Origin of the sequence: Vibrio mediterranei, from assembly GCF_900088415.1 — a bacterium.
Classification (GTDB): Bacteria; Pseudomonadota; Gammaproteobacteria; order Enterobacterales; family Vibrionaceae; genus Vibrio; species Vibrio mediterranei.
Genome location: NZ_FLLQ01000013.1, coordinates 44,904 through 57,816, shown reverse-complemented (window position 1 = coordinate 57,816; position 12,913 = coordinate 44,904). Strand labels below are relative to the sequence as shown.

General features: G+C 44.0%; 8 protein-coding genes. 6 read left to right on the top strand and 2 right to left on the bottom strand.

Translation table 11 applies throughout. From position 1 onward, the window contains the following. The first annotated feature begins 50 nt into the window (after nt 1–50). From VME0621_RS24070 to VME0621_RS24045, 6 genes are all read left to right on the top strand, one after another. Nucleotides 51–5,198, top strand: coding sequence for a polysaccharide lyase family 8 super-sandwich domain-containing protein (locus VME0621_RS24070; RefSeq protein ID WP_062462615.1), 5,148 nt, complete (start codon nt 51–53; stop codon nt 5,196–5,198). Between the two features lie 92 nt (nt 5,199–5,290). Beyond that, the gene (gene flgM, locus VME0621_RS24065) at nt 5,291–5,575 is read left to right on the top strand and encodes a flagellar biosynthesis anti-sigma factor FlgM (RefSeq protein ID WP_062462618.1); all 285 of its coding nucleotides are present in this window, start codon (nt 5,291–5,293) and stop codon (nt 5,573–5,575) included. Nucleotides 5,576–5,616: 41 nt separating this feature from the next. Beyond that, nucleotides 5,617–6,054, top strand: a complete 438-nt coding sequence (gene flgN / locus VME0621_RS24060; RefSeq protein WP_038228680.1) for a flagellar export chaperone FlgN — start codon at nt 5,617–5,619, stop codon at nt 6,052–6,054. Next, complete coding sequence (locus VME0621_RS24055) at nt 6,044–6,766, top strand: lytic transglycosylase domain-containing protein (protein ID WP_051868217.1); 723 nt, start codon at nt 6,044–6,046, stop codon at nt 6,764–6,766. The genes flgN and VME0621_RS24055 overlap by 11 nt, the downstream gene beginning before the upstream one ends. Nucleotides 6,767–6,857: 91 nt before the next feature. Then, nucleotides 6,858–7,742: a DMT family transporter gene (locus VME0621_RS24050; protein WP_006072101.1), complete on the top strand. Its 885-nt coding sequence runs from the start codon at nt 6,858–6,860 to the stop codon at nt 7,740–7,742. Nucleotides 7,743–8,069: 327 nt separating this feature from the next. Further along, complete coding sequence (locus VME0621_RS24045) at nt 8,070–9,341, top strand: NRAMP family divalent metal transporter (protein ID WP_038228678.1); 1,272 nt, start codon at nt 8,070–8,072, stop codon at nt 9,339–9,341. Between the two features lie 63 nt (nt 9,342–9,404). Here the strand turns inward: VME0621_RS24045 and VME0621_RS24040 are convergent, their stop codons facing one another. Further along, complete coding sequence (locus tag VME0621_RS24040) at nt 9,405–10,727, bottom strand: SLC5/6 family protein (protein WP_062462621.1); 1,323 nt, start codon at nt 10,725–10,727, stop codon at nt 9,405–9,407. A 695-nt stretch (nt 10,728–11,422) separates the two neighbouring features. Next, nucleotides 11,423–12,709, bottom strand: a complete 1,287-nt coding sequence (locus VME0621_RS24035) for an L-cysteine desulfidase family protein (protein ID WP_006072096.1) — start codon at nt 12,707–12,709, stop codon at nt 11,423–11,425. Nucleotides 12,710–12,913: the final 204 nt, after the last annotated feature.

Below are 12,913 nucleotides of genomic sequence, written 5' to 3'. Positions count from 1 at the left end.
TCGTAAAAAGAAAAACAACAGAATTATCCATAAAACAAAAAGTGGTGGTTATGAAAAGATCAACCTTTTCTAGGTGCAATGCCATTGGGTTACTAACCCTACTTGCACCATTTTCGCATGCTGCAACTACGATTACCGTTGAGTTTGAAGACTATGACTCAGGGGGCCAGAATGTCAGCTATTTTGATAGCAGTGCAGGCAATTTGGGTGGTAAATACCGTCAAGATGACGTTGATATTAGAGGCAATGGCTCAGGCGGCTATGCTGTCGGCTGGAGCGACAATGGCGAGTACCTAAATTACTCGGTGAACATAGAACAGGCGGGAAAATATCGATTAGACGCTTTGGTCGCTGGTAATACGACAAACTCCATGACACTAAGTTTTCATCTGACCGATGGCAGCCACCTTGGCACTCTCACCTACACACCCAATGTCGCCGATGTGCGCAGCTTTCAAAACGAAACTCTCTCTGATATCTGGCTTCCACAAGGTGCTGTTACGATTCAGGCTCGCTTACATGATCGTGCCTTGTCATTAGATAATTTTATACTCACATTGGAGCAAGCTGCCTATCCCGCTGACACTCAATATGGTCCCGGCTCTAGCCTTGTCAATTATGCTAAATTACCAGGCCGCTTTTTCGCCGCGGATTATAGCGAGTACTTCGATACAACCGAGGGCAATTCAGGTGGTGGTTATCGCCAAGATGATGTTGATATTCGAGTCAGTGACCAACTCCCCTTGGTTGGTTGGACTCAACCTCAAGAATATCTAAAATTTGAAACGGCGGTCGCCAAAAGTGGAGCCTATGACGCGGTCTTTTACCTAGCATCTGACAGCAGTAAAGATAAAGCTCTCAATTTGAAAGATAACACGGGTAAAACGCTTGGCAGCCTAGCCTTTAACACCCAAGGTGCTGGTGCCTACAATTTTCAGCCGTTTATTATGAAAGGACTAACCTTACATGAGGGCCGTCAACAATTAGAAATACAGCTTGCTTCCAATGGTTTTCGAATTCGGGATATTGAAATTAACGTCTCCCCCGATCGGGATGGAGACTGGGTCGGCGATAATACAGATGCCTTCCCTGATGATCCTGCTGCCAGTATTGACAGCGATGGCGACGATTACCCAGATAACTGGAATGAAGGGAAAACCCAGCAAGACTCGACCACTTCGCTAACGCTAGATGCCTTTCCAAATGACGCCGATGAGCAGCTCGATTCAGATAGTGATGGGATGGGAGACAATGCCGACATTTATCCATTACTTGCCGATCTCTGGGTAGACCCAGTAATGCCAGTGCCAGGCAACATGCAAGCCGAGCATTTTCAATACGTTGAAAATGGCGAAGCGTACTTTGACTCAACCGTTGGAAATTCAAAAGGCCAGCATCGTTTGGATGTGGATGTCGACATTCAAAACAATAATCAAAGTGATGCCTTAGGGAACCCGACTTATGGAGTCGCTAACACCGCTGATGGTGAGTGGCTCATGTACGACCTTGACGTAAAAGAGAGTGGCTTGTATCAGCTCGAACTCATGGCTGGTAGTGGTCAAGACAGCAAACCTGTGGAACTATCAGTTCACATTAACAACAACATTTTTAACCTCAACTATACGGCTAATGTAGCCAACCCACGCCTATACCAAACCGTCATTCTGGACGCCGACATCCCGTTATCAGCTGGAAACCATCAATTATTGATGCGTTTTGATGACGCAAACGGTGCATCGCTCGATGCCTTCTCAATAACAAAGCTTGTCGATACGGATGCTGATGGAAGATCAGATGGTCGAGATGCTTTTCCAAACGATCCAACAGAATGGCTGGATAGCGATGGGGATGGTGTAGGTGACAACAAAGATGCCTTCCCAAATAACCATGCCGCCAGCGTAGATACAGATAGTGATGGTTACCCTGACAGTTGGAACGAGCAATGTAACGTCCAATGTCAGCTCAACTCAGGGTTAAGAATCGATGAGTTACCATTCGATTCTGGCAACTATCGTGACAGCGATGGCGATGGTATTGGTGATAATGATGACCAAGACGATCAGCGCTTCAAACATACTTCATTTGCCACTGAAACCTTGTTGTTTAATCGGTTTGAAATCCAGACCCAATCTAAAACTAACGCGCAAGTCATTGGCCGAATTCAGCCAGTAAGCAATCGCTTTGCTCCAGAGTCTGCGCCCGATGTTAATCTCGCCTTTGTACTGACCCGCGATAACAGCGATCTTTTTGAGCTCACTAATGTGAGAGACAGAGATGGACGATTATTTGGGGTTCTATCTTTGAGAAACGATGAAAGTGTAAATTGGGATAACAACCACCTGGTAGAGATTGAGTTACAGCAAGATGGTATCGCCATAGCCAGAGTAGAAACCCTTGTGGAAGTTCTCAACAAGACGGCTTGGCAGCAGTTTTTTGACCAGTTTTATATCTATGCAACAGACGAAGCGTATCGCTTGCACAGTGGTCGAGACTACACCTATGAACTGGTAAACCAACAAATAAACGAACTGAGTGCAAACAATTATCAAGTCCGTAGCGGCTTTAAAAACAGTGGTTCAGGATGGATAGAAGACACCAGTCTTGCCATTGATTTTTACGACTACCCAAATGAGGTCGATCTGGCCGATTACGGCAAGCAAGTCGTTACACCTTCAATCTTAGCGGATGAGCTTGAACAAAGTGCATTGCACCTAGCCGCCCTGTCTCGCGCTTACACGCACTTGTCTGAATATCAATTTGGTTCAGAGCGCTCTTCATTAAAGACGACGTTGCTGAAGGCATTGGAAGCCTGGTTAGATGCATTTCCAAGTTCCGACTTTGGTAATTTTACCGGAGTAGACTACAACGATACGACCCATGCTTGGCGCTTCACTGATCCAATTTCAGGTGTCCTTATCGCATTAGCGAAAGACATTCATAACGGCATTGGAGAAGAGCATAGCCTATCTTTAAGAGTCTTTGATAAAGCCAGTGAATTTCTATCTGAGGTTGCCTTCGACTTGCCTAATAATGAAGCCTCCATCGATTACTTCCGCTATTTTAATCCCGACGATTTAGCCGCGTCTTCTGGAGCTTGGTCAGATGCCAACCGAGCTCACCGCTTAAGAACCTGGGCTGCTATGATTGCTTTCTTTAAAGACTATAACCGCCCAATTACCTATAACGTATTGTGGTATCCAGATTATGAAGGCGACCAACCTGGTCTAGGATGGCAATCCGCTGGCACCACAATTTTACCCGGCTGGAGTCCTCGGGGCAGCTTTCAGGATTTCAAATTTTGGATTGATAGTAACGGTATTAGCGCGCAAAAATATGGGCAGTCAGGATTACTTCCTGATGGCACTATGAGTCATCATGTAGGGTTAAGACAGGATTTGGCCATGTATGCCTACGGCTATGAGTGGCTAACCGAAGAACCTATTGTGTTCGCGTCCTATTTAAAAGGGACGGCTTTTGAAGCATCCAAAACACCTTATGAGTTTTCGCTAAATGTCTTAAATTACACAATGCCATGGCTAATCTATGGTGAAGCCACTGATTTTCAAGCAACCGGAAGAAGTCACTACCAAGCTCATGTCAGTGATTTCGGTAGCTACATACTATCAAAAGATGCAGAGCTGCTGATCAGTTCTGCCCCAAGCTCAACAGATAGCAATATGATTACCACGCTTACACAAATGACTGAGAACATTTTAATGAACTCTCATCAACAATTAGGCGCTAATGCATTCTGGTCAAATGACTATCTGGTTCATCGCAAAAGTAAGTGGGATGCTACTGACTCACAAACTAAGGAGTGGTTCAGTTCAGTCAAACTTGAGTCGCAGCGAACTCGAGGGGCAGAGAGCTTCTCAGACAGTTCATTTGGATTCATGAATGGTCGCGGAGTGCTACAAATCAAAACCAGCGCTAAGGACTACAGTAATATCCGCTACGACTGGGATTGGCATCTCCTCCCCGGAGTAACCGAAGCTTGGAGGCAAGATAAATTGCCATTGCAATCCAGTGAACCTGCGGGCAATCCATCGGCTTTTTCATCCGTGTTAACAAACAGCTATCAAAACACTGATGAAGCCTATTCGATGGCGGCATTCAAGTATGCCAGTGATCACAGCTATACAAGCATCACGGCGAATAAGTCATATTTCTTCCTTGATGAGCTAGTCGTTGCCATGGGCAACCGTATTCATCGGGTACGCGATGACTTTTCCACTGCTGGGGCTAACTCGCCAATACTCACAGTTATTGACCAAGTCAATTGGCAGACACCTTTTGTCTACAACCCTGGTCAGGGAGAGAGTGTCGGCGTAAACGGTAGAAAGACTGCTCAAATACAAACCAATTGGTCATCCAATCCAGCCAGTGATCCTACTCTTAGTCTAAGTGACCAGGTAATGTGGTTCCATCAAGGAAGCAAAGGCTACATTGTCTTACCGCAAAACGGACAAAAAGTCAGAACTTACTTAAGGGGGGGTGACAGTATTCCGGATTCAGACCCGACTAAACATGGTGCAGAAACAGGTGAGCGCTTAACGCCACTGCTTATTGCAATAAACCATGGAACAGAGATTGAAGGGTCAGGAGAAAGAAGTCACTACACCTACCTTACGTTACCTTTTGTCACTGCAGATGAGATGCCACAACGCGTTGAGGAAATCCTTAATCAGTTAGAAGTCCATCAATCACCAGAGCAACAACGAGAAGCTATCTACTACCGGGCTAGCAGTTCTTCACACGAAGTTGCACAAATCGTCTTTAGGGCGGCGGGAACACAAGTGTTTAATAATGGGTTAAGTGTGACGAGCAATAAGGCAGCCTTAGTACAAATGGTCAAACTCGATGGCGGAGAATGGAGCGTGACCGTTACCGACCCCTTTGCGCATGATGATCCAAGTGTATCGGCTCCCACAAAACACTTTCAACATATCGCTTTGACAAGCCCTAATGAAATTGTTTTGAACGTAAATCTCAAGTTTTCACCAGGGACGTACTCATATCTGACTCAAGGTATCAAAAAGCAAGCGCTAGCCTCGCAACAGGTTTTGGTTTCAAGTATCAATGATGGCACGGAACTGACGTTCCAACTACCGGATGAGGGCGATAGTAGCGACTATCAAGGAAGGGAGAATCTCTATCTAGGTATGCCAGCAAGTATTCGCGTCAGCGAGATTAACTAAGACAACCTCATAATAGGCAAACAAATTGTTTAATACTTTTTGTTTGCCTGTCGCCCTATACTGTTAACGACAATGTAGACAGGAATTTTGTGATGAAAATCGATAAGGTGGCCGGTGGACACGTCCCTCAAACCAACTTTAATCAATCTAAAACACAGACCACTGAAGCTCCGACGCGCAAGACCATTTCTGAGTCGGCGTTTAATGCCAATACAGCAGCATTGGATAAAGCCCAAGCCGAACTTGCCGCAATGCCGAATGTCGATATGGCAAAGGTTGAGGCGGTTCGTAATGCACTGGCGAAAGGAGAGTTGGGACTAGACGTCAAAGCGTTATCACAAGCAGTAATGCGTTTTCATACAGGACATGAGTCTTAGCCGTTATAAAATGGGCTATGTCTCAGCAAGAGGACAACTAAATGGCAGCAACAAGGACAGAGCTAGTCCAGCAATTTGTGCTTTCAATCTCTGAAGACATCAAGCTTTATCGCAAGCTATTGGCGCTGCTACAGCATCAAAAAGCGCTGTACTTAAAGTTTGATGGTGAAGCATTGAGTAACAACATTCATAACCAACTGCCGGTTCTCAAGCAATTAGGGAGCAATGCCAGTAAACGCAGCCACACGTTGCAACAACTGCAACTGCCATGTTCTGAAAACGGAGCTAAAAAGCTCATTCGCGCTCTGCCAGCCAAACTGTCCGACACTATTGCCAAGCAATGGCAAATTCTAGAAGCGCTGATTAAAGAGTGCCAAAAGTACAATCATGACAATGGACAAAGTTCGGCCGCTTTCCATGAGTTGCTCGGGGAGTTAACAGGGCAAGAACAACACTGTTATGGGGAACATGTCAGGTAACCTGAACCGCAACATCTACTGTTACCACTTACTATTATGGGTGGGACTTATCTTTGCGTGTCTCTGGTTTCGTCCTAGCCATGCGAATAGTCGGCCGCCAGAGAGTGCAATCCAGCCCCATTTAGACACTCTAAAGCCTTACCAAAAACAGATCATGAAGAAGTTTGAAGAATTCAACCCTTTGGTCGATGAGATCTTCAAACAGCTCTCTAAGCGTTCTCTGCCAGACAGTTTAGTTTTAGTTCCCATGCTTGAGTCCTCCTATAACCCTAAAGCTATTTCGCCTGCAAAAGCAGCCGGGCTTTGGCAGCTAATGCCGGCGACTGCGAAACGTTTTGGGCTCACGGTGACTCAGCAGCACGACCAACGTTTTGAGATAGCGCCGAGCACACATGCGGCGATGCAATATCTCGACTTTCTATATAACAAGTTTGACGGTGATATTAACCTGACTCTCGCCGCCTACAACGCAGGCGAAGGGCGTGTACAGCGAGCTATCAAAAGAGCGGGTAGTCGGCAATTTTCAGATTTACGATTACCCACAGAGACCACGCACTACGTTCACCGGTTTTATGCTCTATTGGCATTAGTCGACGTGAATTCACTAAGACAAGATCGCGTGACGACAATGTGGCTGTTTGCCAGCGAAACCCATTGGCAACAAGCACCACTTATCGACTTAACACCACTGCCGCCCTTGATTTCGCTGTGACTAAGCTAACAATCTAAAAATTGCTTGTTCCCATCACCTTATTCACTGGTAAGATGCTGACATTCTAACCTATTCACCCAGACTCACTTTCATGCATAACGAACGCAAGGCAATCATCTTCGGATTGTCCGCTGTCCTCCTGTGGTCAACAGTTGCGACGGCATTTAAATTAACTTTAGCTGAATTCACACCAGCTCAAATGGTCGCAGCCGCCTCATTCGCCTCTACCCTCGCCTTAGTCGCAGTCTGCGCATTTCAAGGTACCTTGTCGCAAGTAAAGACCACCTTTGTCTCAAACCCATTTTATTATCTGCTACTTGGTTTGATTAACCCGCTAGCGTATTACCTAATTTTATTCAAAGCTTACGACTTGCTACCGGCTTCGCAGGCTCAGCCCATCAACTACAGTTGGGCCATTACCTTGACCTTAATGGCCGCGGTTTTTCTAAAGCAGAAAATTCGCCCTCAAGACTGGTTTGCATGTGCGTTGGGCTATTTAGGTGTTGTGGTTATCGCCACTAAAGGCGATGTACTGGGATTACAGTTCGATAGTCCTGCTGGCGTCGGTTTAGCCCTGCTTTCTACTCTACTTTGGGCGGGTTATTGGATCTTAAATACTCGCAATACCGCCGACCCTGTTGTTGGTGTGTTACTCGGTTTTTTAGTCGCACTACCGTTTGCCTTTGCCGTCGCACTTTATGAAGGCGCAGCGTGGTCAACCATCAGCATCAAAGGTTGGCTGGCAGTGTCTTATGTGGGTCTATTTGAGATGGGCATAACCTTTGTCTTATGGCTAAGTGCGCTGAAACTAACACAGAACACCGCTCGTATTAGTAACCTTATATTTGCATCACCGTTTATTTCTTTGATGTTGCTAGCATATGTTATCGGCGAAGAAATACATCCATCCACGTTAGTTGGCTTAGTACTGATTGTTATAGGACTAGTTGTTCAGCAAATCAAACGCAAAGCATAACTTCACTCCGCTTATCAACTGCAGTAAACCAAGCGTTTTAAACGTTTGGTTTACTGCATCATCAGCCGTTTTTTTCATACTTTTTTTACCTAGATCTCAAAAACGAACCTTTTCCGCCCTTCTCTTTATCAGCACAAAACTCCAAAAAAAACCACCAAAACAATCATTAACTCCAAATTGGAAAATGACATGGCCTTTTTGGCATTGCATCACTCTAAAAAACCTGTAGAAATGTAAGCGCACTAAATAAATTAATAATCAAAGTGTAAATATTTAGATACAGCCCAACACTCCCTCTACGGATAATAATGACAAAGGAAATGCTTTATGGATAACTCCATTCCTTCATCCAGTGCCGCTCGTCCCGGCATCTCTCAATTAATTCGTTCACTTGGCCCCGGCATTATGATGGCTGCCGCCGCCGTTGGCGGTTCACATCTCGTCGCTTCAACCAAAGCAGGTGCTATTTATGGTTGGCAATTAGCTGCACTCATTCTGCTCGTAAACCTATTTAAATACCCATTCTTCCGAGCAGGTGTTCAATATACCGTAGGTACTGGTGATAGCCTTATTCAAGGCTACGCGGGACTTGGTCGCGGCTACCTTTGGGTCTTCACGATTCTCAATGTTATTTCTGCAGTGGTAAACACCGCAGCGCTTCTACTATTCAGTGCCAGCCTACTTGGTTATTTCCTACCTTTTGAACTACCTTCGTTAGCTCTATGTGGCGTGGTCTTAGTGACTTGTGTAGCAATTTTGTTTGCAGGGCACTACAGGGCATTGGATGGGCTGTCAAAAGCCATCATGGCAACACTCACCGTTGCGACGGTTACAGCTGTCGTTATCGCCGCTTCTAACGGCAGTGTAGCTCCGGCAGATTATCAATCCCCTTCTCCTTGGACGATTGCCGCCATTGGCTTCATTGTGGTTACCATGGGTTGGATGCCTGCTCCAATTGAGATTTCTAGCATCACATCTATGTGGCTCAAGAGTCAGTGTAAGAAACAAAAAGTAACTGCTGAGTCTGCTCTGTTTGATTTCAACGTCGGTTATATTGGTACAGCAGTATTGGCGATTGTTTTTGTCGCCTTAGGTGCTTTGGTAATTCATGGTTCTGGTACAGAGCTTTCAGCATCAGGCGTAGGATTTTCCCATCAATTGGTGAGCATGTATGCTTCGACCATCGGTGAATGGTCTCGTTATCTAATTGCGGTCATCGCCTTCTTCTGTATCTTTGGTAGTACTATCACGGTGATCGACGGTTATTCACGCGCAATCGCGGAGTCACAACGTCTACTGCAAAATCAAACGGAAGAGAATCCGAAGACTTATCAAGCCTGGGTCATCGTGGTTTCTATTGTCGCGATCTCTATCATCGCCTTCTTTGCTCAAGCGCTAATGCCAATGCTCAACTTTGCGATGATCATGGCCTTTGTGACGACGCCTATTTTTGCTCTTTTGAACTACATTCTTGTCTCTAAAACGGAGCTACCGACAGCTCTCCAAATGGGCAGTAAGCTAAAAGCACTGTCCATTCTAGGCTTAATCTATTTGTTCGGTTTCCTCGCCTTATTCATTTGGTGGAAATGGATAATGTAAAAACAGCAACGCCGAGCTCAATGCTCGGCGTTTTTTTAGGCTAGCGTATAATTATGTATTTGATTACAAGAACGCTAAGAACGGAGAGATACAAAGCAGGATACCCGTTACGATAATCATATTGGTCGCCATGCCTTTATACTTCGCTAAGTGCGGGACTTGATACACCAAGTACGCTGGAATCAAACAGCCAACCAAACCAAACACAGGGCTACAAATCGAAGTAAATGATAGGATTGGAGCATTGATGGCGATAGCACCCCAAGCAAGTAAAATAATGAAAACAGTAACCAACTTGCTGATCAATTTAGCATCTACTTGAGACTCATCGTATTTACGTAGAATCACATTCATAGCCAAACCAGTACACGCTTCCTTGAATGCCAAGAATACGCCGAAGAAAGACGTCACAACAGCAAAGATATTGATTACGATACCAGCAATGGTCGCCCAGCTGCCTGGGAAGTATTTAGCAATAATCGCTAACGCAGAAATGTTTTGGTTCATTGCATCAGCCGCTTGGTCTTGGCTGATAGCAAACGTAAAGGAAACAGCAAAGAAGAATACGATAACAAAGAGAATCGCAAAGGCAATCTTCATCGCACGGGTCGCTTTATAACGCGCAACTTCGATAGACTTCTCGTGAGAGCGATAAGAAATCACCATCGGGCTAAGAGACTGGATGAATAAAATTGAGGTCAGCGTAAATGGTAGAGTAATAATGGCATTTTTAATCATAGGGCCTATATTGCCCACCGCTGGAATATTATTAAAATCCCATCTTGCAACCAAAAGCACACCCATTAGTGCAACCAGTGAGAGGACCGTTACTGCCATAAATCCAGACAGTTTAAACAACAGCTTTTCACCTTTAGAGCCGATAAAAGAAAGCACACAAATAAGTGCTAATCCATAAAAAACATTATCGCTTAACTTCGTTTCTGTCACTCCAAATGAATGCAGGTATGATGCACTGTCATTAGTCACTGCTAGGGAATAAACTAACACCCAGATAACTAGCATGATGAAATATAATGCACCTAAAGCCATACCCCAGTTCTTGCCTAAATAGCCAGTAATGACTCCCGGATAGTCAGTACATTCTTTTGATTCAGCCAATGTATTAATGAACAGCTTCTGGAATAAGTACATGGCAGGGTAACCAATAACCGAAGAGAGTAAGAAAACCCAAAGTCCCATTACCCCGACTTGAACCGGAAGAAATACGATACCAGCACCAATAGCCATACCGATACTCATCACAATCCAACCAATATCTACGCTATCGAATTTAATGGCTTTTTGCCATTCTTGCAGCGACATCCCTGCTTTTTCGTAAGGCGTTTCTTGCTCTCTTAGCTCGATGCCATCACTAATCTGTGTCATTGTACGTCTCCGTTTTGGAATTAATTATTGTTCTATTTTTTTGTTATTTTCTAAGTGGAACTCAGATGATTTTTAGAGAGTACATTAACAATATGAGAAATTTTTTTTCCTTTTCTTAAATTAAAATAGATAATTAGAATATAATTCTACTCATTGAGACACCGCACAAAAACAATTTCTCACTTTGATTACAATCAATAAAATCAAACTTTAATCAATGCATATTTGTGACATAGCACAATATTTAACAACAATAAAAACGTTAACTAATACATCCTTCAAGTTGAACAAGATCACACAATAAGAAATAAAATAACCAAGAATAAATAACCGAGCCAATTTTCTCTTATTTTATATCCGCACTAATAATAAATCACAATATATAAAAAGTCTTTTATTTCAAATAAGAATAATAAACCCTTTTATGAAATTTATTCTAAACGCTACTTATAGATATCTCTTTGCAATATAAATTCAACAATTACACAGAAAATAACGTTAATGACGAATATTACTAACATGCTATTACGCACGAATATACGTTCCATAAAGAGAGGAAAGAAGGTGGTTTTAGGTTGAAGAAAACAACCCTACAAGAAAAGCAAAAAGGCCAATGAAACATTGGCCTTTTATTGTATTCAATTTAGCTTATTTTTACGTATCAACGCATAGAGCAATTTGGGCACCAAAGAGCGTTATTTGTTCACCATGATCTCTAGAATTTGAACATCAGTCTGAGTCATCGCACCATTTGCAAGACTAGAAAGATTGCGAATAGACTCATCCACATTTTCTGAGACAATGCCTTCGTTTCCTGTTACGCGAATACCATCCAACGCCATCAATGTCGCCTTAAAAGCAGCACCAGCAGAGGATGAGACCTTCATAGCGCAACTGGTTTTCGCACCATCGCAAATCATGCCTGCCACGTCACCAATCATACTGCATATCGCATCGCTAATTTGCTTGAAGTTACCACCGAGAAGCCATGTCATTCCGGCCGCAGCTCCCATCGAAGCGGTTGTCGCTCCGCATAGTGCCGACAACTTATGTTGATAGCTCTTAATATAGACTGCCATTAGATGGGATAACATCAGCGCTCGAATCATGGTTTCTCGGTCAGCATGCACATGCTCAGCTACTACCACAACAGGCATTGTTGCGGAAATACCTTGATTTCCCGAACCCGAATTACTCATCGCTGGCTTCATCGCACCATCCATACGAGCATCCGACGCAGCCGAAGTTCGACAAAGTACGTCCGTCATCAAACTTTTAGCAAGCAAACCTTTGTCAACATTACGCTTAAATGTAGCGCCAACTTGCAAACCATAGTCTTGGCTTAACCCTTCATGGGATAGGTCATTGTTTAGCTGATAGGCTTGCTCAATAAAGCTGATGCTTTCTAACGGCGCATTCAGAGCAAAATCAAAAATGTCCTGTGCACAAGCATCTTTCATTGGACTTTCTGTTGGCTCAGAAGCTGTTTCTGCCTCTTGCTCTTGTGTATTGATGTAAGTGGTTAAACCATCCTCTTCAATAGACACTACATTAGTATGACTGTCTGCAATGGTCACAGCGACACGATGTTCACCATCACTGACCACTACTTTGGCATAAATAATGTTGAGCACGTCGGCCACTTCGACCGTCACTGCACTTTGCAATGATTTCGCTTGAGTCACATCTTCTGGCGTAATATTTTTGAGAACTTCAAGCCCAGCCTCTGGCTCACCAGCCACGGCACCGATAGCGGCCGCGATCGACAACCCAACCATTCCAGTACCTGGAACACCAACACCCATACCATTTTTCATTAAGTTAGGAGAAACATGGACCGAGATCATCTGGATATCTCCAGCAAGCTTTTGAGCGGCAATCGCACTCGCTAGTGCAACCGATACTGGCTCAGTACAACCCAATGCAGGTACGACTTCTTTTTTAATTAAGCGGGTAAAACCATCCCAAAGTTCAGTTCTCATAAATACACCTATACTCACCAAGCCTCAGAATTCCAAGACCGAAAATTATGAATCTCAACCCGTTCAACAAGCGTTTCAGGCTGATATGCTTTTAAGCGAATAGGTACACTATACGAGCTTTGTTAGAGATTTTTTTTACCTTATTTACTATCAAAAACCAAAATTGGAGAATTATTTTCTCCAATTACCTCTTTAAAAGTAAGG

Excerpts from the sequence above, each read along its gene's own strand:
- VME0621_RS24055 (WP_051868217.1), top strand. The coding sequence starts at position 6,044 with ATGTCAGGTAACCTGAACCGCAACATCTACTGTTACCACTTACTATTA.
- flgN (WP_038228680.1), top strand. The coding sequence starts at position 5,617 with ATGGCAGCAACAAGGACAGAGCTAGTCCAGCAATTTGTGCTTTCAATC.
- VME0621_RS24035 (WP_006072096.1), bottom strand. The coding sequence starts at position 12,709 with ATGAGAACTGAACTTTGGGATGGTTTTACCCGCTTAATTAAAAAAGAA.
- VME0621_RS24070 (WP_062462615.1), top strand. The coding sequence starts at position 51 with ATGAAAAGATCAACCTTTTCTAGGTGCAATGCCATTGGGTTACTAACC.
- VME0621_RS24040 (WP_062462621.1), bottom strand. The coding sequence starts at position 10,727 with ATGACACAGATTAGTGATGGCATCGAGCTAAGAGAGCAAGAAACGCCT.
- VME0621_RS24050 (WP_006072101.1), top strand. The coding sequence starts at position 6,858 with ATGCATAACGAACGCAAGGCAATCATCTTCGGATTGTCCGCTGTCCTC.
- VME0621_RS24045 (WP_038228678.1), top strand. The coding sequence starts at position 8,070 with ATGGATAACTCCATTCCTTCATCCAGTGCCGCTCGTCCCGGCATCTCT.
- flgM (WP_062462618.1), top strand. The coding sequence starts at position 5,291 with ATGAAAATCGATAAGGTGGCCGGTGGACACGTCCCTCAAACCAACTTT.